A 22,853-nucleotide genomic window follows, 5' to 3' on the forward strand; every position below is an offset into this window, starting at 1 on the left:
TCAGCTGTGACGGCAACCGGATCATTTACACAGCCGGCCTCGGCGGGTGTCAACGCCCGTACGGGCAGGATCCGCCCAACCGCCGCCCGGAACGGGCCGGATGTCGGGCTCGGCCCGGCGGCCCGGCCGGCGCGGGCCGCACCGGACCCGCCCCCGGCGCCCGTGATGTACTTGGGCACGTGGAACTGCTGCATTCGGGCAAGGTCAGGGACGTCTACGCCGACGGCGACGACCTGATCCTGGTCGCCTCCGACCGGGTGTCGGTCTACGACGTGGCGCTGCCGACCCCGATCCCGGACAAGGGCAAACTGCTCACCGCGCTCTCGCTCTGGTGGTTCGACCAGCTCGCCGACCTGGTGCCGAACCACGTCATCTCCGCCACCGACGTGCCGGCGGAGTGGGCCGGGCGGGCGATCCGGGTCCGCCGGCTGGAGATGATCCCGGTCGAGTGCATCGCCCGGGGCTACCTGACCGGTTCCGGCATCAAGGAGTACGAGCGGACCGGTGCCGTCTGCGGGGTACCGCTGCCACCCGGGCTGGTGGAGGCGTCGATCCTGCCGGAGCCGATCTTCACGCCGACCACCAAGGCACCGCAGGGTGAGCACGACGAGGCGATCACCTTCGACGACGTGGTGGCCAAGGTCGGGTCCGAGACCGCCGAGCGGCTCCGCGAGATCACCCTCGCCGTCTACCGGCGCGGCGCCGAGCTGGCCGCCGACCGGGGCATCCTGGTCGCCGACACCAAACTCGAACTCGGCTGGGCGGCGGACGGCACCATGACGCTCGGCGACGAGCTGCTCACCTCCGACTCGTCCCGGTTCTGGCCGGCCGACTCCTACCAGCCCGGCCGGGAGCAACTCTCGCTGAGCAAGCAGTTCGTCCGGGACTGGGCGGTCGGCACCGGCTGGGACAAGACCGGGCCGGCCCCGGAGATGCCGCCGGAGTTCGTCGAGGCCGCCCGGGCCCGCTACGTCGAGGTGTACGAACGGCTCACCGGCCGCCGCTGGTAGCGGTCAGTTCGGCCGGCAGCTCCGGTACCGGCAGGTCGTGCGCGGCCAGGAAGCCCGCCACCGCGGCCGACCACGGAAAACGTTCGGCCTGCCGGCGGGCGGCGGCCCGGCGCTCCGGATCCGGCCGGCCCGTCAGCTCCAGCACCGCGTCGGCGTACCCCGGCCCGTCGCCGGGCGCGGCCAGCCCGGCCGGACCGAGCACCTCCGGCAGCGCGCTCTGCGCGCTCGCCACCACCGGGGTACCGCTGGCCAGCGCCTCCAGGGCGGCCAGGCCGAACGTCTCCACCGGCCCCGGCGCCAGCACCACGTCGGCGGTGGCGAGCAGCCGGGCCAGCAGGTCGCGGTCGGCTACGTGTCGCAGGAAGCGGACCGGCAGATCCGCCCGGGCCGCGCTCGCCCGCAGCCGCTCCCGGCGCGGGCCGTCGCCGACCACCACCAGCACCGCGGGTACGCCCCGGTCCCGCAACCCGGCCAGCGCGGCGAGCGAACGCTCGGGGCGCTTCTCCGGCGACAGCCGACCGCAGTGCAGCAGGAGCAGCTCGCCGGGTTCGGCGTGACCGGCGCGCAGCCGTGGGTCGTACCGGTCCGGCCGGAAGTGGTCGAGGTCGACGCCGAGCGGTACCTGACGGAGGTTGCCGGCGCCGATCCGCCGGAACTCCGCCGCCGCCCACGAGGTGGTGCAGACGATCTGGTCGTGCCCGGCGGCGGTACGTCGGTTGAGCCGGTCGGCCACCCGGCGGAGCTGCCCGCCGGGGAGCAGCCGGAGCAGCCCGTCGAGGCTCTCGTGCGACACCATCATGCTGGGTACGCCGTGCCGGCGGGCCCAGGCGCCGGTCCAGCGCAACGTCGTACGGTCGGAGATCTCCAGCCGGTCCGGGCGCAACTCGCCGAGCAGCCGGGCCAGCCGGACCCGGTCGACGAGCACCCGGTAGCCGCCCATCCCGGGTACCGGCGGGCTGGCCAGTGTGATCACCCGCCCCTGGCCGGTCTGCTCGTCGGTGTCGTACCGGCCGGGCATCACCAGCACCGGCTCGTGCCCGGCGGCGGCGTACCCGGCGCCGAGCTGGCGCAGCGCGGTGCGCAGCCCACCCGAACTCTCGGTGATGAAGTTGGCCAGTCGTACGATCCGCATGCCGCCTCCTCGGCCCACGGGCCGGCGGTGCGGGTTCCGTGCCGGGTGCGGAGGATGCTGCCGCCCGGTCACGCGGCCGCCTGCCGCAGCCGGAACAGCCGGCCCGGACGGGGAGTGCCGACCGCCGGCGCCTCGGCGAGTACCGCCGTGTAGTGCCCGATCAGCTCGTCGCCGATCGCCGCCCAGGTGCGCCCGCGCACCGCGGCCCGCCCCGCCCGGCCGTACTCCGCCCGGCGTCGCGGGTCGGCGACCAGGCCGGTGATCGCGGCGGTGAAGGCGTCCGGGTCGTCCGGCGGGACCAGGTGACCGGTCCGGCCGTCCCGTACCAGGTCCAGCGGTCCACCGGCGGCCGGCGCCACCACCGGCAGGCCGCTGGCCATCGCCTCCTGGACCGTCTGGCCGAAGGTCTCGTACGGCCCGGTGTGCGCGAAGACGTCGAGGCTGGCGTAGATCCGGGCCAGTTGCCGGCCGTGCCGGGGGCCGACGAAGAGCGCGTGCGGCATCGCCCGGCGCAGCGCCGGCCCGGCCGGACCGTCGCCGACCACCACCACCCGGACCCCGGGCAGCGTGCTCGCCCCGGCCAGCAGGTCGACCCGCTTCTCCACCGCCAGCCGGCCCACGTAGCCGACCAGCACCTCGCCGCCGGGGGCGAGCGCGCGGCGCAGTGCGGCGCTGCGGTGCTCCGGCCGGAACCGTTCGCTGTCCACACCCCGCTGCCAGAGCCAGATCCGCTGGATGCCGTGCCCGGCCAGGGCGTTCGCGGTGGCACTGGACGGGGCCAGGGTGCGGTTCGCGCAGTTGTGCACCCGACGCAGCCAGCGCCAGGCCGCCGCCTCGGTCAGCCCGACCCGGTACGCCCGGGCGTAGGCGGCGACGTCGGTCTGGTAGACCGCCACCGAGGGCAGTCCCATCGCCCGGGCCACCGTGACGCCCCGGGCGCCGAGCACGAACGGGCTGGCCAGGTGCACCACCTCGGTGCCGTGCCCGCGCAGTGCCGCCGCCAGTTCCCGCCCCGGCAGGCCGAGCCGGAACTGCGGGTAGCCGGGCATCGGCACCGACGGCAGCCGTACCACCGGATAGGGCAGCGCGCCGGTACCGTCCGGGGCGCCGGCCGCCGGTTGCGGCGCGATCACCAGTGGCCGGTGGCCGCGCCGTACCAGGTGCTCGGCGACGCGTACGACCGAGTGCGCCACCCCGTTGACGTCGGGCGGAAAGGACTCCGTGACGATCGCGATCCGCATGGGCTCACCGTCGTGCAGGTCCCCGCCGAACAGGTCACGCCATAATGACCTGCCGGCGAACTGTCAGCGACGAAGCGTGGAGCCGGCGGCCGGCGGCGCGGACGGGCGCGCCCCCTCGGAGTCGGTGCGGCGGTTCAGGGCTGGCCGGCGGCCGGCACGGCGGCGGGGAGTGGCGCGCCAGCGGGGAGTGGCGCGGCGGTGGACGGTGGTGCGGCGGCGGGCGACGGCTGGCCGCTGTGCGGGACGGTGAGCGGGGCGATCAGCCCACCGGCGACCAGGGCCAGCAGGGCGGCGGCGGGCAGCACGGCGACGCCGTCCGCCGGATAGCTCGTGCCGGCCAGCGCGAAGAGCGGGGCCGAGACGAATATCGAGACGACCACGGAGACGATGACCAGCGGCACGGTGCCGGGCAGGCCGGCGAGGGTGAGTCCGGTCCAGAGGGCCACGGTGCGGCGGTCGGGCCGGTGCAGTCGGAGCAGGGCCACCACGACCACCCCCAGGGGTACGGCGAGCAGCACCCCGATGCTGGTGTTCCCCGGTTCGACCCCGGCGCCGGTGGCCGTACCGAATCCGCCGAGTACCGCCGCCGGCAGGAGTGCGCCGGCCAGCGGCACGAGCGGACGCGGCGGGCGGTGCCGGGCCGCGCCGACCGCGAAGGCGGCCAGTACGACGAGGAAGACCGGGAGTACGGCGGTGACCAGCGGCAGCCCGGCGGGGAGGAAGGGGTGGTTGACCCCGGGGGTGCCCTGGGCGAGCGGCAGCGGGGCGCAGCAGGCGGCGGCGACCGCGACGATGGCGAGCCGGCGCCGGACGACGTGTGCCGGGATGCCGGGTGCCCGCCACCGGGCGAGTCGACCGGCCAGCGCCAGTACGGCGGCGCCCAGCCCCAGGGTGACCGCGAGGCCGACGCTGCCGGCGAGGCCGGCGCGCTCCACCGCCCCGTCGACCCCGAGCAGCAGGGTGCCGGTGCCGGCGGCCAGCAGCAGCGCGCCGCGCCGGTGTGCGAGCGCGGTGAGCAGGCTGAGTGCCGCCAGCAGGATGGCCGCCCAGCGTAGTTCGGCGACCCAGAGGAAGAGTTCGCCGTCCCCGCCGGGCATCGGTGCCCGGTCCGCCACGATCGGCATCCGGGGGGTGAGGATGGTCAGCGTGTAGGCCCAGGCGGTCACCGCGACGGCCAGGCCGGCCAGCCCGGCGAGCCGGGTGCCGATCGGGGGCGACCAGGGTTCCACGCCGGAGGCGGCCGGTTCGCGGTCCGAGTCGGGAGCGGCCGGTTCGCGGTCCGAAGTGGAGCCGGGGTGCGCGGAGGACATGTCGACGAGGGTAGTTGCCGGCGGCGCGTCCCGGCGGGCGTGCCCGTCGAGCCGCCCCGGTCGCTACCCACCGGCGGTGTGTCCGGGAGGGCTGCCCGTCTCGTACCCCTTCGGAGGCGAAGGTCCTGGTCGGCGGGGTGATCGGGGATGGGCGAGATCCATTCGTTACTTGACGGAGATAGTTCGTTCGCCGTAGGAAAGAAGAGTGACTGACGTGGTCAACCCGCCAACCAGCCCCGTGAGCCGGGAGCGGTCCAAGGAGATCAAGCGCCTTTCGGTGATCTCCGCGGCCCGACAGGCCAGGGTGCTGTCCCGGGCCGAGCTGACCGAGCTGACCGGGCTCAGCCCCGCCACGCTGACGCCGCTGGTGCGCGCCCTGATCGCCGAGGGCTACCTCATCGAGCGGGGGCCGGGTGCCTCGCGTACCGGCCGGCCGCGCGCCATGTTGGAGTTCAATCCCGGCGCCGAACTGGTCGCGGCGGTCTCGCTGGAGCCGTCCCGGATCAGTTGCGAGATCGCCGACAGCGACGGGACGGTGATAGCGCACCGCAACGCCCGACTGCACACCGACATCGTCACGACGATCTGCCGGTTCGTGCCGGAGCTGGTCGGCGACGGGATGCCGGCGCTGCGCGGGGTGGCGATCGCGGTGCCCGGTGTCTCCACCGGCGGTGCCGTGCGGTTGGCGCCGTCGGTCGGCGTGATCGAGGGCCAGCCGATCGGCGACTCCGTCCAGGCGATGCTCGGCGTGCCGGTGGTGGTGGACAACGACGTCAACCTGATGGCCGCCGGCGAACACGCCGCGGGTGCCGGCAGCGACGTCACCGACCTGCTGCTGCTGCACGTGGCCGACGGCATCGGCGCCGGCCTGATCCTGGACGGCCGGGTCCGCCGGGGTGCCGCGGGCGCGGCCGGCGAGGTCGGTTTCCTGCCGCTGGAGCGGGGCGACCAGGGCCACGACGGGGTGGGCCCGTTCGAGGCGCGGTGGTCGGAGAACGCGATCGCCGAGCGGGTCGTCGCACTGCGTCCCGGCCGGCGACCGCAGGCGCCGGTCCGCGAACTGGTCGAGTTGAGCCGTACCGACGCCGAGGCGGACGACTATCTGCGCGAGGTACTCGGCGCCTGGGCCCGGCTGATCGTCTCCTGCGTCTGCGTGGTGGACCCCGGCCGGGTGCTGCTCAGCGGTGCGGCCGCCGACCTGGACGACGCCGCCCTCAACCTGCTCCAGTCTCTCGTCTCGCTGGCCGCCCCGGCCGCGACCGAGGTCCGTCGCGCCGTCCTCGGCGACCGGGCGGTACTGCACGGCGCGGTGAGTTACGCGCTCACCGCTGCGGCGGCTCCGGCCGCCACCAGTGGATCTTTCTGACCCGCATGAATTCCCCACCCCGGAGGTAACCCCATGAGACGCCGATCGGTGCTCGTCGGAGCGCTCGCGATAACGATGATGACCAGCCTGGCCGCCTGCGGTGGTGGCGACGACGACGCCGCGGACGGCGGTACCGCCGCCGAGAAGATCGTCGTCTACACCGCCCGGGACAAGAAGGTCGCGGACTTCGTGGTCGGGAAGTTCACCGCGAAGTTCCCGGAGTACCAGGGCAAGGTCGAGGTGCTCACCCTCGGCGCCCAGGAGATCCTGGAGCGGGTACGGGCGGAGAAGGCCAACCCGCAGGGCGACGTCTGGTGGGGTGGCACCCAGCAGGCGCTGGCGACCGGGGCCACCGAGGACCTGCTGGCCGGCTGGCAGCCGACCTTCGCGTCGAAGATGGACGCCCAGTACAAGGACGCGGAGGGCCGCTGGTTCGGTGAGATCCTGCTGCCCGAGGTCATCATGTACAACAACAAGGCGGTACCGGCCGACCAGGCGCCGAAGGACTGGGACGACCTGATCACGCCGGCCTGGAAAGACAAGATCATCATCCGCGACGTGGCCGCCTCCGGCACGATGCGCTCGATCTACGCCTCGATGATCCAGAAGCTCTCCCCGGACGGCAGCAACCCGCAGCCCGGCTACGACTGGCTGCGCAAGCTGGACGCCAACACCACCGAGTACGCCGCCAACCCGGCGGACCTCTACCTGAAGATGTCCCGGGGGCAGGGCGTGGTCAGCCTCTGGAACCTCCAGGACGTGCTGTTGCAGGCCAACCAGTCGAACATGCCGTTCGGCTTCGTGATGCCGGCCTCCGGCGCGCCGGTCCTGGTCGACGGTCTGGGCGCGATCAAGGGCGGCAACACCACCGGCGCGCAGAAGTTCATCGAGTTCCTCTACGACGACGCGCTCCGCGCCGAACTGGCCCGCGACTACTTCCAGATCCCGGCGGTGGAGATCGCCGAGAAGCCGCAGTGGCTGGCCGAGCTGGGCCTGAAGCCGATGGACGTGGACTGGGACGTGATCGCGAAGCACGAGACCGAGTGGATCAACCACTGGAACGCCGAGATCAAGAACAAGGGCTGACCGCTCCGGTACCGGCCCGGCCCACCTATCCGGGCCGGTACCACCAGGCTGGCGCGCCGGTGGCGGGGGTCGAACCGGACCGGCGCGCCGGCCCCGCGGCCCGGCTGCCGCCGGCATCGCACCAACCGGCGGCAGCCGGGTCGACCAGAAGACGACGCGTCCCGGACCGGGCGCGGGGAAGGGAACTCATGATCGGTGTCACGCTGGAGTCGGTCAGCAAACGCTTCGCGGGTGCCGGCGACGCCGCAGCGGTCGACGATGTCGATCTCAGCGTCGACGCCGGGGAGTTCTTCACGCTGCTCGGACCGAGTGGCTGCGGAAAGACCACCACGCTGCGGATGATCGCCGGCTTCTACTTTCCCACCGCCGGCCGGATCCGGTTCGGCACCGAGGACGTCACCCGCAAGCCGCCGAACAAGCGGGACACCGGCATGGTGTTCCAGAACTACGCGCTCTTCCCACACCTGTCGGTCGCGCAGAACGTGGGTTACGGACTCAAGATCCGTAAGGTCCGCGGGGCGGACGCCCGCGCCCGGATCGCCGAGGCGCTCGACCAGGTGCACCTGACCGGGTACGGCGACCGCCGGATCGACCAGCTCTCCGGCGGCCAGCAGCAGCGGGTGGCGCTGGCCCGCGCCCTGGTGATCCGGCCGCGTACCCTGCTGCTGGACGAGCCACTGTCCAACCTGGACGCCAAGCTGCGCGAGGAGACCCGGACGGAGATCCGCCGCATCCAGCGGGACGCCGGCCTCACCTCGATCTACGTCACCCACGACCAGGCCGAGGCGATGGCGATGTCGGACCGGATCGCCGTGATGGAATCGGGCCGGGTCCGGCAGGTCGGCACGCCGCAGGAGATCTACCACCGCCCCGCCACCACCTTCGTCGCCCGGTTCATCGGCCGCAGCAACGTACTGTCGCTGCCGGTACTGGCCGCCGCCGGGCAGACCGTCGAGGTACGGCTGCCCGACGGCACGACCCGTACCGTCGCCGCACCCCCGGAGCACGGCCTGGCCGAGTCCGGCACCGCGCTGGTCTCGATCCGGCCGGAGCACATCGGGCTCTGCGGGCCGGAGGAGCGGGAGGCGTTGGCCGGGCGGATCACCGACCTGGAGTTCACCGGCATGGCGACCAACCTGACCGTGGACGCCTCGGGTCAGGAGTTGACCGTCGCCGCGGTGGAGGTACCCGACGGGCTGGCCGTCGGCGACCGGATCGGGCTGAAGGTGCCGGCCGCACGGATGTGGGTGGTCCACCCGTGAGCGTTCCGACGACCACCGCCCCGCAGCCGCCCCGGACCGGCCCGTCCCGGTCGGCCGGTCCGGCGCCGGCCGGCCGGCGTTCCCGGCTCGCCGACCGGCTCCTCGGCGGCGCGGGCGGCGGCTGGTTCCCGTACCTGCTGGTGTTGCCACTGGTGCTGGTGCTCTGGGGCTACGTGGTACAGCCGATGCTGGCCACCTTCGCACAGAGCGCCGACGGCGACGGGGTCGACAACTACACCGCTTTCCTCTCCGGTGCCGGCGTCGCCCGCAGCTCGCTGCTCACCTCGCTGGGCATCTCGGCCGGCAGCGTGCTGCTCTGCGGGGTGGTCGGGGTCGCGATGGCCTTCCTGCTCAAGCGCTTCGCCTTCCCCGGCCGCCGGCTGATCGAGGCGATCATCCTGGTCCCGGCGGCACTCCCGCCGCTGATCGGCGCGATCTCGTTCCAACTGCTCTACAGCGAGACCGGGATCCTGCCGCGCGGCCTGCAACAGCTCTTCGGTACGGAGAATCCGGTGCTGCCGTTCGACGGCATCGCCGGGGTGCTGGTGGTGCACACCTTCACCATGTACCCGTTCTTCTACCTGGCCGCCTCCGCCGCGCTGGCCGGGATGGACCCCTCGGTGGAGGAGGCCGCCTACAACCTGGGCGCCGGCCGGGTGAGGGTCTGGCGCACCGTGCTGCTGCCGATGCTCACCCCGGCGCTGGTCTCCGCCTCGCTGCTGGTCTTCATGACCTCGCTCGCCTCGTACACCGCGCCGCTGCTCTTCGGCGTCGACCGCACGATGACGATGCAGATCTACATCAACCGGACCAACGGCGACCTGCCGATGGCCTCCACCTACGCCTCCGTGCTCGGCGTCGTCTCGGTGCTCTTCCTGCTCGGCATGCGCTGGTACGAGGGGCGGCGCAGCTACCGGTCGCAGTCCAAGGGCGTCTCCGCGTACCGCCGGGAGATCCGCAACCCGGTCGGCCGCTGGCTCGCGCTGGTCGGCTCGCTGCTCGCCACGGTGGTGCTGCTGGCCCCGGTCGCCACGATCGCGGTGGTGGCGTTCTCGGTCGACGGCTCGTGGACCACCCAGGTGCTGCCCAGCGACTACACCATGGAGAACTTCGTCGACATCTTCACCGAGCCGCAGGCGTTCCAGCCGATCGTCAACTCGTTGCAGATGAGCCTGCTGGCCACCGCCGGCTGCGTCGTGGTCGGCGTGCTGATCGCGTACGCGGTGCGCCGGCTCCGCTTCGTCGGACGCGGCCTGCTCGACGTGGCGGTGATGCTCGCCTGGGCGCTGCCCGGCACGGTCGTGGCGATCAACCTGATCGCGGCGTTCAGCACCGGCAACGCGTTCAGCCTCGGACAGGTACTGGTCGGCACGTTCTGGATCATGCCGCTGGCGTACTTCGTGCGCTTCCTGCCGCTGGTGTTCCGGTCGAGTTCGGCCGCGCTGGCCCAGCTCGACCCGTCGCTGGAGGAGGCGGCCCGCAACCTCGGTGCCTCCTGGCCCCGGGCGTTCGGGTCGATCACGCTCCGGCTGATGCTCCCCGGCGTACTGGCCGGCGCGCTGCTCGCCTTCGTGCACGGGGTCGGGGAGTTCGTCGCCTCGGTGCTGATCTACACCGCCAGTACCGCACCGATCTCGGTGGCGATCAACAACCGGATGTACTCGTTCGAGATCGGCACGGCGGCGGCGTACGGAATGCTCCAGGTGGCGCTGATCTTCGTGGTGATGGTGGTCTCCGGCCGGCTGGAGGGCGGCGGTCGGGCGTCCCGGGAGGCGGCGCGGTGGACGAACTGATCCCGCAGGGCGACCCGATCGGCGAGTGGTTGGCCGACGGCGGACTCGTCCCGATCGGCCGGGTGTCGGGCAGTCGGCTGCCGGCCGTCGCGGCGGCGGCCGACTTCGCCGTACTCCCGGTCGGTGCCGTCGAGTGGCACGGCCCGCACCTGCCACTGGGCACCGACCTGATCCTGGCCGAGGGCTTCGCCGCCGAGCTTGCCGGCGGCACCCACCGGGGGGTGCTCTTCCCGGCCGTCCCCTACACCGCCTGCCCGGGCCAGACCCGACCCTGGCCGGGCACCGTCGCCATCCGCCCGGAGGTGGCCGTCGGCTACCTCTGCGACGTGCTGGAGGGGATCGTCGCCGCCGGCTTCCCCCGGCTGCTGGTGGTCAACGGGCACGACGCCAACATGTCCACGGTGCGGGCGGCGATGGAGTGGGTCTCCGGCCGGCGCCGGGCCAGCCTGCTGCTGGTCAACTGGTTCCAACTGGTCACCCCGGCCGAGACCACCGAGCTGTACGGCGACCGGCCGGCCCGGGGGCACGGCGGCGCGTACGAGACGTCCGGGGTGCTCGGCTTCGACCCGGCCTCGGTACGCCTGGACGCCGTCGACGACCTGCCGCCCCGGCCCAAGCTGTCGACCGGGCACCCGTACGTGCTGGTCGAGTCCCGGCCGGATCCCTGGGCGGGCTGGTCCGGGCACGTGTCGATGGCGACCGAGCCGATCGGCCGGCAGGTCCGCGAGTTGGCCGGTACCCGGCTGCGTGAGGTGGTCGACTCCTGGCTGGCCGCCCCGCCGCCCGGCCCGCCCGGCGCCTTCGAGGAGGATTCGTGACGATCGACCGGGGGCTCGACATCGTCGACTTCCACCTGCACTTCCGGATCGGCGCCGACCAGACCGTACGGGCCGCCGAACGCGCCGTCGGCATGCACCCCGGCGGCGAGCGGGAGGCGGCGGTACGCGCGGCCGGCGCCGCCCCGTACGCGGCCCGGTGGCGCCGGGCGTGGTCGTTCCCGGAGCCGGAGCCGCCGGCCGAACACTGGCCGGACGAGGCCGACCGGTGGGCGACCGAGCTGCGCGAGCACGGGATCCGCCGGGCGGTCTTCGTCACCGGGGGCGGCAACGACGCGGTGGCCGACCTGGTGGACCGGCATCCCGACCGGTTCCTCGGGTTCGCCCACCACGACCCGTTCGCGCCCGGAGCCGCGGCCGAGCTGGAGCGGGCGGTCACCGAACGCGGGCTGCGCGGCTGGAAGATCTTCGCCCCGCTGCTGCGCGGGCCGCTGGACGACCCGGCGCTCGATCCCGGCTGGGCGACGGCGCAGCGGCTCGGGGTGCCGGTGCTGGTGCACGTCGGGCACTACGGCAGCGCGGGTGGCATGTCGGCCAGCCCGTACGACAGCCCGAACCACCTGGCCCGGGTGGCCCGGCGCTTTCCCGAGCTGGCCTTCGTGGTGCCGCACTTCGGGGTGCAGCACGTGCAGGAGCTGCTCTTCGCCGCCTGGGGCTGCGCCAACATCCACGTCGACACGTCCGGGTCGAACCAGTGGGTGCGCTGGATGCCGTACAAGCTGACGCTGGAGGACCTCTTCCAGCGCTGCTACGAGACGATCGGGCCGGACCGCATCGTCTTCGGCAGCGACTCGTCCTGGTTCCCGCGCGGCTACGTCTGCCGGTACCTGGACGACCAGTTGCGGATCTGCCGGGAGATGGGGATGCCGGACGCTGACCTGCGGGCGATCTTCGCCGGCAACGCGGAGCGGCTGCTCGGCCTGACCGGCTGAGCGGCGTCGGGCCGCGCCTGCCGGAGCGCCACGCACGGCCTCCGGCGAAACGAACGGACACGAGGGACACCATGACGAGCAGACCGTCGCTGACCACCTACCAGCAGCACCACCTGCGGCCGACCTACGACCACCACGCCCCCTACCTGTTCGGGCCGATGGTGCAGGCCAGCCAGGCCCACGTGGTGATGCTCGTCGAGCAGGGCCTGATCCCGGCCGAACGGGGGGTCCGGCTGCTCCGCGGCCTGCGCGAGCTGGCGGCCGACACCGCCGCGCCGCCGCCGTTCGACGGCAGTGTGGAGGACACCTACTTCCAGGTGGAGAAGCGTCTCGCCGAGGTGTGCGGGATACCCACCTCCGAACTCGACGTCCAGCTCGCCCGCAGCCGCAACGACCTGGACGCGGGCGTGTTCCGGATGGTGCTGCGGGGGCAGCTGCTCGGCGTACTGGACCGGCTGCTGGCCACCGGGCTCACCGCGCTGGACCGCGCCGACCGGTACGCCGACGTGCTGATCACCGGGTACACCCACCGCCGGCCGGCCCAGCCGACCACGATCGGACACGTCCTGGCCGGGTACGCCGAGGCGCTGGCCGACGAGGCGACCGCCTACGCCGACCTGCTGGACCAGCTCAACCGCTCGCCGCTGGGCTCGTGCGCGTTCGCCGGTACCGATCTGGACATCTCTCCGGCCCGGTTGGCCGAACTGCTCGGCTTCGACGGTCTGATCACCAACTCGTACGAGGCGGTGGCCGGGGCCGACCACCTGGTCCGGGTGGCCACCCTCAACGCCCAGGCGCTGGCCACCGGTGCCCGGCTGGCCCGCACCCTGATGGACTGGCTCAGCTGGCGCTGGGTGGCCACGCCGGTGGACTTCACCCAGGGCAGCAGCATCATGCCGCAGAAGCGCAACCCGGTGGTGCTGGAGCACCTGGTCTCGATGGCGGGCGCGGCGGCCGGTGACGCCGCCTCGGTGCTGAACAACGTGGGCGCGGCGTGGTGGGAGGACTCCAACAACGCGACCACCGACGTACAGGTCCGGCTCTGGGAGAGCTGCGACCGGGGCGACCGGTTCTTCGCGCTGCTCGGCGGGTTCCTCGGCGAACTCGTACCGGAGCAGCCGCCGACACCGGCCGAGATCGTCGCGTCGGGGGCGACCACCACGGCCGCCGCCGACGCGTTGACCCGGCACGGCGTGCCGTTCCGGGCCGCACACTCGGTGGTCGGCACCCTGGTGCGGGCCGGTACCCCGGACACCTGGACGGCCGAGCAGGTCCGGGCCGCGGCCGGCACGGTCGGCCTCGCCGGCCCGCTCGACGACGCGGCGGTGGCGGATCTGATCGCCGCCGCGGTCCGCCCGGAGCTGACCATGGACCGCGCCCAGGCGGACGGTCCCGGCACGGCGGCGGTACGGGCACAGGTCCGGATCCTGCGGGGCAGCCTCGACGCGGTCGGTGCCCGGGTGACGGGCCTGCGGGGCCGGCTCGCCGCCGCCGAGCGGGCCCTGGACGAGGCCGTGGACGGGCGGCTCGGGCAGTGACTGTACGGTCCCACCCGACCTCGTCCGAACAACGGCTTCCCGGTCCCGAGACCTCCGACGGCGGCGGCCCCAATTCCCGGCACGCTGCGGCGCCGACCCAACCCGGCGTCGTCGACCTCGACGGCGTACGCCGGATGTCGGGGGCGGCACCGGACGCCGTGGCGGCGTCGGGTCGGCTGCTCGGCATCGACTTCGGCGGTACGAAGATGGCCGTCGGGGTGGCCGACCACGGCGGCAGGTTGCTGGTGGCGAAGCGGGTCGCCACGCAGGCGGAACTCGGTGCCCGGCAGGCGCTGGACCGGGCGCTGGAGCTGGCGGCGAAGCTGCTCGCCCGGGCCGGTGGCGAACTCACCGCCGCCGGGATCGCCTCGCCGGGGGTGATCCGGTCCGACGGCATCGACCTGGCGCCGAACGTACCCGGCTGGGAGGGGTTGCGGTTGGCCGACGCGGTCCGGGAGCGGCTCGGCGTCGCCCAGGTGGCGGTGGCAAACGACCTGAACGCGGCGGCGCTGGCCGAGCTGCGCCTCGGCCTGCTGCGGGACGCGGATCCCGGGCTGGTGGTCGGGCTCGGCACCGGTGTCGCGGCCGCGGTCACGACGCAGGGCACCGTGCTGTCCGGCCGGCGCGGGGCGGCCGGCGAGATCGGGTACGCCGTGACCGGCTGGTCCGGCCCGGAGTCCATCCTGGAGCAGGTCTTCTCCGGCGGCGCGCTGGACCGGCTGGCGGCGACGTTCGGTCTGACCGGCGGCGCGGCGGCACTCTGTGCCGAGGCGGCCCGTCCCGGTCCGGCCCGGGACGCGCTGCGGGCCCGGCTCGACGAGTTCGCCCGCCACCTGGTGACCTGCTGCCTGTTGATCGACCCGCGCCGGGTGGTGCTGGTCGGCGGGGTGGCGGGTAACCCGCTGGTCCGCGAACTGCTCGCCGAGCGTCTCACGGAGGCTCTGCCGTACCGCCCGGAACTCGTGCTCTCCGGGTTCCCGGACGACGCGGCGTTGCTCGGCGCGGTGACGATGGCGGCCGAGCTGGTGTCCACCCCGGATCGGGGCTGATCCTCCGACAGCGGCCCAGGTGTGTCGGGAAGGGACCCGCCGATCCGGAAAGCGACGGCGGGCCCCTTCCCGACGGGTGGCCGCAGTTGCGCGGACGGATACCTTCGTTCCTCGGGCAAATTAATTATGTCCGTTATTCCGGTGTCATTGGTATCTGTCTTCCGCCCCGATCGCCGGCCGGAACAAGTCGTACTTAGCGGCTCCGGCAAGGAGTTCGACCGGCGGATGGCGGATCGCGCTCGGACGTTCACTTGATTTCTTCCCGGAAGAAAGAAAGGAGCGCCCAGAGGATTGACTCGCCCCAAGACGATCTTTAGCGTTACCCAGCGAAGGCCTTCCAGCGGGTACGGACGACCGTCCCGCTGCCCCCAACGCCGATCGTTCACCCACCGCAGACGTCCAGCGCCGCTGGTGTCTGAGCATCCGACGCCGCCACCGGAATCCGTGGCGGACACCCGGTTGACCCACGTGTGAATCCGCGAACCGACGTACCGCGTCGGGGTTCCGCCGTCCGCGTGGCGCGCGCCGGCAGCAACACCGGTACGCCTGCGCCGACCTGCACAGAGTCCTCAAGAGGAGGTATGCACATGAGATGGCGCGCCAAGATCGCAACAGCGGTTTGCGGTCTGGTATCACTCAGCCTGCTTGGCGCGGCTCCGGCCGCGGCCAAGTCCGACGACGCCGTCGACCTGGACGTCATGTTCATCGGGGCGCACCCGGACGACGAAGCAGGCCAACTCGGCATGCTCGGATACTGGAACGAATACCACGACATCGAGGCCGGGGTCATCACCATGACCCGCGGCGAGGGCGGCGGCAACGCCGTCGGCCTGGAGGAGGGCCCGCCGCTCGGGATCCTCCGCGAGGCCGAGGAGCGCCGCGCGACCGGCTGGGCGGGCATCGACCACATCTACAACCTCGACGCCGTCGACTTCTACTACACCGCCAGCGCCCCGCTCTCCGAGCAGATCTGGGGCTACCAGAGCGCGCTGTCGCGGATCGTGCGGGTACTCCGGACGACCCGGCCGGAGGTCATCATCACGATGAACCCCTCGGCCACCCAGGGCAACCACGGCAACCACCAGAAGGCGGCGATGCTCGCCGTCGAGGCGTTCTACGCCGCGGCCGACCCGAACGCGTTCCCGGAGCAGATCAGGCAGGAGGGGCTCAAGCCCTGGCGGGCCGCGCGGATCTTCCAGAGCGGCGGCGCCGGCACGGGCGCCACCGGCCAGGCCTGCGAGACCGCCCCGTTCACCCCGTCCGACCCGACCAACGTCGTCTTCGGCACCTGGCAGGGCTACCAGTCGGCCCGGCACGACGACATGCGCTGGAACCAGCTCAACGTCCTGGCCCGACGCGAGTACGTCAGCCAGGGCTGGGGCAACAGCGCCGACGCCGAGACCGACCCGGCCAGGATCGGCTGCAACCGGATCACGCTGATCGACAGCCGTACGCCGTACCCGGACCCGACGGCCGGTGGCACGGCGGCCCTACAGGGCGCCACCATCAAGGCCAGGGGCGGGCTTCCGCTCGGTACCGAAGTGGACGTCCAACCGGAACGCTGGGAGGTCCTCTCCGGACGTCCGTTCACGGTCGACGCGGTCGTCCGGGGCGCCGACCGGGCGATCCCCGGTGCCAGGGTGAGCCTGTCGGCCCCGGCCGGCTGGACCGTCAGGGGCAACGGCGACATCGGCACCGTCCCCACCCGCAAGACGAAGGTGGCGACGTTCACCGTCACCCCGCCGCAGGGGCTCGTCGCCGGTGACCGGTTCTCGCTCAAGGCCACCATGACCAGCAAGAAGGACGGCAGCGGCAGCAACAGCGCGGTCGTCCGGGCCACCGCACCGGTACGCGGCACCCTCGAACCGCTGCCCGAGATCGCCGACTTCCGGCAGTGGACCGAGAAGCACGACGTCAAGGCGCTGGACGCGCTGATCCCGTCGCTGCTGAGCCTGCCGAGCGGCGGCACCCGCCCGATCCGGGTCGACCTGACCAACTACAGCGACCAGGTGCAGTCCGGCTCCGTCCGGCTGACCCTCCCGGCCGGCTTCTCGGTGGCGGAGGCGCAGCAGACCTACCAGGGGCTGCGGCCGGGGGCGCGTACGGCGGTCACCTTCACGGTCACCAACACGGACCCGACGCTGCCGACCGCCAACCGGGCACCGAACGACGGCGCCTACCCGGTCGGGATCGAGACCAGCTTCAACGGCGGCGACGCCGTCGAGAACGGGGCACTGAACCTCGTCCCGGTCACCACGATCCCGAAGGCGGCGACCGCGCCGACGGTCGACGGTACCGCCGGGCCGGGGGAGTACACCGGGGAGACCATCGACATCTCGACCCGCTGGGAGGGACCCGCGGCACCCGCCTCGGACATCTCCGGCACCGCGCAGCTGACCTACACCGACGACGCCGTCTACGTGCTGCTGAACGTCACCGACGACGTCCTCGGCTCGGTCCTGCCGCCGGAGGACTGCAAGCGTCCCCGGCGCAACGACAACGTGGAGTTCGGCATCGACCCCCGGGGCAACTCCGGAAACACCTCGACGGTCTTCAACGTCGCGCTCTTCCCGACCACCAACGACCCCGAGCACGGCAACCCGCCGTGCTACGCCCGGGAGCGGGACAACCACCAGGGTCCGGGCCCCGAGACCGCGCCTGGCATGCAGGTCGCGTCGGTCGTCTCCGACCCGTACAACGGTTACCGGATCGAGGCGAAGATTCCGTTCGACGTGCTGCCGGACACCGTCGACCCGAACCGGATGGGCCTGGAGATCCTGGTCAACGACTCCGACACCCAGGACCTGTCCGGGCAGACCCGGGTCGGCTGGTCGACCTGGACCGGTGTCCGGGCCGACCCGTGGCGGTGGGGGATCGCCCGCCTCGACGGGTACCCGAGCCGGGACCCGGCGCCGAAGGAGCCGATCTTCCCGGCGACGGCGGCGCTGAGCGTGGACTCGCCGCAGACCATCGCACAGTCCAGCAGGGACGGGGTCGCCCCCGGCGGCTGGCGGGCCCTGCCGGAGAACACGGTACGGGTCGAGCAGGTGAAGACCAGGCGCGGATCCGTCAGCGTGGACCTGCGTACCAGGCAGTCCGGCACCGTCCGGGTCTTCGTCTGGGACGGTACGAAGGTCCTCGCCAGCACCACCCGGGACCTCAGCTCCGGTAGGCACACCCTGGTGCTGCCGGTCGACACCGCGCCGCCGGCCGGATCGTCGGTCCTCGTCTCCTACCAGCACGACGACGCGACGACCGGACTCGCCCACCGGCTGTCGCGCTGACCCGCCGCCGGGTGGGCCGGATCACGCGTCCGGCCCACCCGGCCGCTCGCCGTCCAACAGGAACGTCCGCCGCTCGTCCGGGGTGAACGGCCGGGTGGCCCGGGTGGCCGCGGTGCCGAGCAGCCGGTCGACCGGACCGCAGACGTCACAGCGCCAGATCCGTACCGAGCCGTCGGAGTGCACGGTGGCGACCCGTTCACCGCCCGGGGCGAACGCGAAGCCGAGCGGTCCGGGGCCGAGGGTACGCAGGGTCACCGGTTCGGTCGCACCACCGGCGGCCCAGAGCTGGATCCCGGTCAGCTCCTCGCCACCGCCGAGGATCGCCAGGTGCCGCCCGTCCGGGGTGTAGCCGAGCCGGGTGGTGGCGGCACCCTGGCCGGCGGAGGGGAGCACCACCCGGGCGGCACCCCCGGTCGCCGGCCAGATCCGGATGGTGCTGTCCCGGCTCAGCCCGGCCACCGAAGCGCCGTCGGGACTGAACGACACCGAACTGACCGGATCGGCACCGCCGTGCAGGGTGACGACAGCGTCCCCGGCGACGGTCCGGACCCGTACGCCGCCGTCCTCGGTGCCGGTCGCCACCCGGGCGCCGTCCGGGCTGAACGCCGCACCCGAACCGGTCGGCGCCAGGTCCACCGCGACCGGCCGGCCGTCGAGCCGGTCCCAGAGCCGGATGCCGCCGCCACCACTGGTCAACAGCCGGCGGCCGTCGGGGCCGAACACCACCCGGGTCGCCCGGGCCGCCTCGAACGCGACCAGTTGCCGCCCGCTCGGCCAGTCCCAGAGCCGGACCGTGCCGGCCGCGTCGAGACTGGCCAGCCGCCGCCCGTCCGGCGCGAACGCGACGTCCATGGTCATCCCGGCGTGCCCGGAGAGTACGACCGGGGCGGCGGAACCGGCGGCGGAGGGCGGTCCGGCCCGGTCTACCGGTACCGGCCAGATCCGGACCGTACCGTCGAAGATGCCCGCGCTGGCCAGGTGGCTGCCGTCCGGGCTGAACCGGGCGGCGTGCACCAGGCCGTCGTGCGGCTGCGCGATCGTCGGGTCGAACGGGCCCCCGACGTCCCAGTGCCGGACGGTGCCGTCCTGCCCCACGCTGACCAGCCGGCCGTCCGGGGTCAACGCGACCGCGCAGACCGTACCGGCGTGCCCGCGCAGCGGCAGCGGGTCGAAGGCACCGGTCGGATCCCAGATCGTGATCACGCCGTACGCGTTCTTGCTGACCAGCCGGCGCCCGTCCGGGCTGAACGCGGCCGGAAACGCGCTGCGCAGCCGGCCGAGTACCGTCGGCTGGCCGCCGTCGGCCGGCCAGATCCGCAGTACGCCGCCGTCCTCGGTGGTGGCGTTGTCGACGCCGACGATCCGCCCGCCGTCCGGGCTGAACAGCAGACCGTCGGCGGTACCGGTGGAGTCGGCGAGCAGCGTCGGCGCCCGGCCCGGCTCGGCCGGCCACCAGATCCGGGTCGGGTCGCCGGTGCTGGCCACGGCGAGCCGCCGGCCATCCGGCGACCAGGCCAGCGAGAAGACGAAGCCGCGGGCGGCCGGCAGCGCGCGGGCCTGTGGGGTGCCGGTCAGCTTCCAGATCCGGACCACGCCGGCCGCGTCGCCGGTGGCCAGCCGCCGGCCGTCCGGACTGAACGCGACGTCGCGGACCGGCCCGCGGTGGCCGGCGAGCAGCAGCGGGGCCCGGCCGGGGTCGGCGGTGTCCCAGAGCCGCACCGAGGCGGACTCGCCGGCACTGGCGACCCGTCGACCGTCCGGGCTGATCGCCAGGGCGGTCAGCAGCTCCGAGCCCGGCTGGGCCAGCGTCACCGGCGGCCGGTCGGGCGCGGCCGGCTGCCAGAGCTGGATCGACCTCCGCTCCCCGGCGGCGACGGCGTACCGGCCGTCCGGGGTCAGCGCCGCCTGCTTGACCGGCGCGGCGAAGACCTGCCGCCCCTCGATCCCGCGCCAGCTCAGCGTCGCCTGCCGCAGCACCGTCTCGGCCTCGGCGTCCGGCCGCACCTCGAAGGCGCGCCGGGCCAGCAGGAACGCGAGCTGCGGATCGCGGGACATCTGGGCCCGCGCCCCGGCGACCAGTTGCCGGTGTACGGCGAGATCCCGCTGCGCCCGCGCCTGCCGGGCCTGCACCACCGCCAGCGAGGCGAGCACCGTCACCACCGAGACGACGACCGCCAGCGCGGCACCGAGCAGCCGTCGGCGGCGCCGCCGACCGGTCGCCCGGCGGTCCTCGGCCCGCCGGCTGGCGTCCAGGTAATCCCGTTCCGCACTGGTCAGGCTCTCCGGGTGCGCCTGCGCCCACGCCTGGGCCCGGGACAGCGCCAACCCCCGGTACAGCCCGCCCGGGTCCTGGCCGAGCGACCGCCACCCCGCCGCCGCCTGGGTGAGCTGCCGGTGCACGCGTACCCCGTCGAGGTCCTCGGCGAGCCAGCGGTGCAGTCGGGGCCAGGCGTCGAGCAGCGCCTCGTGGGCCAGCCGTACCGAGCGGTCGTCCAGGGTGACCAGTCGGGCGGCGGCCAGCCGCTCCAGTACGCCCGAGGTCAGCGCGTCCGTCTCGGCGAGTTCGGCCCGGTCCACCCGGCGGGCGGTCGGCAGGCCGGGCCGGTCCAGTGGTGCCGCCGACTCGTCCCCGGTGCCGATCTCCACCATCCGCAGCAGTACGTGCCGGGCCGCCCGTCGCTGCCCGGGGTCGAACTCCTGCCAGACCCGTTCGGCGGTCTGCGCCACCGCGCCGTCGATCCCGCCGGCCGCCTGGTAGCCGGCCAGCGTCACCGCGCTGCCCCGGCGGCGGCGCCACGCCTCCAGCAGCACGTGCGAGGCGACCGGCAGCGCACCGGCCCGGCCGGCGACCTGGGCCACGATGGTGGAGACGAGGGCGCCCTCGACCATCGCACCGGCCCGCTCGGCGGGGCGTACCACCGCGTCCCGGACCTGGGCGGCGGTCATCGGCCCGACCAGGACCTGGGCGTCGGCCAGCGCCGCCACCAGCTCGGGCAGCTCGGCGCAGTGGCCGTAGAAGTCGGCGCGTACCCCGAGCACCACCCGCAGCCGGCTGTCCGGCGCGGCGACGGCGGCCAGCAGCGCGGCCACGAACCCGGCCCGGCCGTCCGCGTCCCGGCAGAGCGTGAAGACCTCCTCGAACTGGTCGACCACCAGCCACAGGTCGGCCTCGGCGGGGGCGTCGGCCAGCAGTTGCCGGACCGCCAGGTGCAGCCGCGCCGGGTCGGCGACGAGGTCCGCCCGGAGGGCGCCGGCCGGGATCCGGAGCAGCCGGGCGAGCTGTACCGCCAGCTCGCCGACCGGATCCGGGCCGGGGGTCAGCACGAGTACCGGCGGTTGTTCCGGCCGGCTCGTGACGGTGGGCACCAGGCCGGCCCGGAGTACCGAGGACTTGCCGCTGCCGGAGGCGCCGAAGAGTGCCACGAACCGGCGGCCGGCCAGCCGCTGCCGCAGGTCGTCGACGACGTCCTCGCGACCGAAGAACCACTCCGCCCGCTCCGGCCCGTACGCCAGCAGCCCCTGGTAGGGAGCGTCGTCCGGGTGCGGCGGGGTGGGGGCCGGCAACTCGTCCCGGGCGATCCGCCGCCACCGGGCCTCCCAGTCGGCCGGGTCACCGCCGCACGCGGTCACGTACGCCAGGGTGACGGCGAGGGTCGGCAGCCGCCGCCCGCCGGCCGCCTCGGAGAGGGTGGTGGCGGAGAAGTGCGCCCGCCGGGACAGTTCCCGGTAGCCGGGCATGCCGGCCTTCTCCCGCAGCAGGCGCAGCCCGGCGGCGAACTCCCGCACCTGCGGGGTACCGGGCCCGAGTGCGGCCTCTGGTCGCGGCACTGTCTTCCTCACTCGTGGTAGCTCGTCGGTCGACTGTCCGGAGTTGATTGTCCGGGTCTGCGGCCCGAAGCCGGACAACGAGTCGGCGACTAGACATCTCCTCAGCGGGGTGCGACAGGCGCCCCACCAGGCAGATCACGAGGTGATCAGTAATGCGGTCCATCTTCTCCCGGCGCTTCGGGGTGGCGACGCTGCTACTCGGACTGACCGTGGCCCTGCTCGCCGGGACCGCGTCCCCGGCCAGCGCCGCGATCATCACCGTCCAGGACGGCTTCGAGGGCAACCAGGCGGCGAACTGGAGCTTCAGTCACGTCGGTGACGGCACCGGCGGGATCAGTTCGTTGCAGACCCACAACGGAGTCAAGGACGGGTTCATCTCGATGCGCAGCGCCGGCTTCTCCTCGGTCGGCCGGCGGGTCTTCCTGCCGCCGACCACGAGCTGCACGGCGGGCATCTGGGTGAACCCGGTACTCGCCACCCAGCAGATCAACTTCGAGATCATCGAGCCGAACAGCTTCACGTACGTGGCGCTGAAGACGGTGGTGCTCAGCGGCGCGGCGCCGTACACCTTCGTCTCCACCTCGTGGAACCACGGCCCGACGGACATCCTGGTCCGGGTCTCGCTGATCGGCGTCAACGGCGTGCAGTTGGGGACCTGGGTCGACGACCTGGGCATCCTCTGCCACACCTGAGTCGCTGACGCGTTCGCACACAGTCGGGTGCCGTCCCTGCCCGGGGCGGCACCCGCCGTGCGAGGCTTCCGGTATGGGACACCCGATCATGTTCGACGAGTCGGATCCGCTGCTGCACCGGGTACGGTCGCTCGCGCTGGCCTTTCCGGACGCGGCCGAGAAGGTCTCGCACGGACGTCCCACCTTCTACACCACCAAGGTCTTCGCCTACTACGGCGGATCGGTGAAGGTCGACGGCGGCTACCGGCAGCACGAGCAGTCGGTGATCGTCCTGGTCGACCCCGACGAACGTGCGGCGCTGCTGGCCGAGGAGCACTGCTACCTGCCGATGTACCTCGGCGCGTACGGGTGGATCGGGGTGGACCTCACCGACCAGACCGACTGGGACGAGATCGGGGAGCTGCTGGATGCCAGCTACCGGCGTACCGCCGGGCCGCGCCGGGTCGCCCGGCTCGACGACCGAGGGCCGGGCCGCTGACGTCGCCTTTCCCCGG

At 73.5% G+C, this 22,853-nt stretch carries 16 protein-coding genes; 12 read left to right on the forward strand and 4 right to left on the reverse strand.

Going from position 1 to position 22,853, the window contains the following annotated elements:
• Positions 1–179: 179 nt before the first annotated feature.
• Positions 180–1,010, forward strand: a complete 831-nt coding sequence (locus C6W10_RS10530) for a phosphoribosylaminoimidazolesuccinocarboxamide synthase (RefSeq protein ID WP_107263828.1) — start codon at positions 180–182, stop codon at positions 1,008–1,010.
• Here the strand turns inward: C6W10_RS10530 and C6W10_RS10535 are convergent.
• The 3 genes from C6W10_RS10535 to C6W10_RS10545 form a co-directional block, all read right to left on the reverse strand.
• Positions 991–2,142 (reverse strand): glycosyltransferase, encoded by a 1,152-nt coding sequence (locus tag C6W10_RS10535; RefSeq protein WP_107257909.1) that lies wholly within the window; start codon positions 2,140–2,142, stop codon positions 991–993. The two genes, C6W10_RS10530 and C6W10_RS10535, sit on opposite strands and share 20 nt — an antisense overlap.
• 68 nt (positions 2,143–2,210) lie before the next feature.
• Positions 2,211–3,383, reverse strand: coding sequence for a glycosyltransferase family 1 protein (locus tag C6W10_RS10540; protein ID WP_107257910.1), 1,173 nt, complete (start codon positions 3,381–3,383; stop codon positions 2,211–2,213).
• A gap of 134 nt (positions 3,384–3,517) precedes the next feature.
• Positions 3,518–4,693 (reverse strand): hypothetical protein, encoded by a 1,176-nt coding sequence (locus C6W10_RS10545; RefSeq protein ID WP_107257911.1) that lies wholly within the window; start codon positions 4,691–4,693, stop codon positions 3,518–3,520.
• Positions 4,694–4,898: 205 nt separating this feature from the next.
• Between C6W10_RS10545 and C6W10_RS10550 the strand changes: the two genes are divergently transcribed.
• From C6W10_RS10550 to C6W10_RS10590, 9 genes are all read left to right on the forward strand, one after another.
• On the forward strand, positions 4,899–6,059 hold the full coding sequence (locus tag C6W10_RS10550) for an ROK family protein (protein WP_107257912.1): 1,161 nt from the start codon (positions 4,899–4,901) through the stop codon (positions 6,057–6,059).
• Between the two features lie 33 nt (positions 6,060–6,092).
• Complete coding sequence (locus C6W10_RS10555) at positions 6,093–7,145, forward strand: extracellular solute-binding protein (protein WP_107257913.1); 1,053 nt, start codon at positions 6,093–6,095, stop codon at positions 7,143–7,145.
• 188 nt (positions 7,146–7,333) lie between these two features.
• On the forward strand, positions 7,334–8,407 hold the full coding sequence (locus tag C6W10_RS10560) for an ABC transporter ATP-binding protein (RefSeq protein ID WP_107257914.1): 1,074 nt from the start codon (positions 7,334–7,336) through the stop codon (positions 8,405–8,407).
• The gene (locus tag C6W10_RS10565; RefSeq protein ID WP_107257915.1) at positions 8,404–10,200 is read left to right on the forward strand and encodes an iron ABC transporter permease; all 1,797 of its coding nucleotides are present in this window, start codon (positions 8,404–8,406) and stop codon (positions 10,198–10,200) included. The genes C6W10_RS10560 and C6W10_RS10565 overlap by 4 nt, the downstream gene beginning before the upstream one ends.
• Positions 10,188–11,018 carry a creatininase family protein gene (locus tag C6W10_RS10570; protein ID WP_234361690.1) on the forward strand — a complete coding sequence of 277 codons (831 nt, stop codon included), beginning with the start codon at positions 10,188–10,190 and terminating at the stop codon, positions 11,016–11,018. Before C6W10_RS10565 ends, C6W10_RS10570 begins: the two co-directional genes overlap by 13 nt.
• Positions 11,015–11,968 carry an amidohydrolase family protein gene (locus tag C6W10_RS10575; RefSeq protein WP_199853907.1) on the forward strand — a complete coding sequence of 318 codons (954 nt, stop codon included), beginning with the start codon at positions 11,015–11,017 and terminating at the stop codon, positions 11,966–11,968. Before C6W10_RS10570 ends, C6W10_RS10575 begins: the two co-directional genes overlap by 4 nt.
• 71 nt (positions 11,969–12,039) lie before the next feature.
• Positions 12,040–13,506, forward strand: coding sequence for an argininosuccinate lyase (locus C6W10_RS10580; RefSeq protein WP_107257916.1), 1,467 nt, complete (start codon positions 12,040–12,042; stop codon positions 13,504–13,506).
• The gene (locus C6W10_RS10585) at positions 13,503–14,555 is read left to right on the forward strand and encodes an ROK family protein (protein ID WP_234361691.1); all 1,053 of its coding nucleotides are present in this window, start codon (positions 13,503–13,505) and stop codon (positions 14,553–14,555) included. The genes C6W10_RS10580 and C6W10_RS10585 overlap by 4 nt, the downstream gene beginning before the upstream one ends.
• Positions 14,556–15,142: 587 nt before the next feature.
• Positions 15,143–17,839: a sugar-binding protein gene (locus C6W10_RS10590; RefSeq protein ID WP_107257918.1), complete on the forward strand. Its 2,697-nt coding sequence runs from the start codon at positions 15,143–15,145 to the stop codon at positions 17,837–17,839.
• Positions 17,840–17,860: 21 nt separating this feature from the next.
• On the opposite strand, the gene C6W10_RS10595 is transcribed toward C6W10_RS10590, so the two are convergent.
• Positions 17,861–21,667, reverse strand: coding sequence for a PD40 domain-containing protein (locus C6W10_RS10595; protein WP_107257919.1), 3,807 nt, complete (start codon positions 21,665–21,667; stop codon positions 17,861–17,863).
• A gap of 152 nt (positions 21,668–21,819) precedes the next feature.
• Between C6W10_RS10595 and C6W10_RS10600 the strand changes: the two genes are divergently transcribed.
• Complete coding sequence (locus C6W10_RS10600; protein ID WP_107257920.1) at positions 21,820–22,359, forward strand: hypothetical protein; 540 nt, start codon at positions 21,820–21,822, stop codon at positions 22,357–22,359.
• Between the two features lie 73 nt (positions 22,360–22,432).
• On the forward strand, positions 22,433–22,837 hold the full coding sequence (locus tag C6W10_RS10605) for an MmcQ/YjbR family DNA-binding protein (protein ID WP_107257921.1): 405 nt from the start codon (positions 22,433–22,435) through the stop codon (positions 22,835–22,837).
• Positions 22,838–22,853 lie beyond the last annotated feature (16 nt).

It is taken from the genome of Plantactinospora sp. BB1 (genome assembly GCF_003030385.1).
Classification (GTDB): Bacteria; Actinomycetota; Actinomycetes; order Mycobacteriales; family Micromonosporaceae; genus Plantactinospora.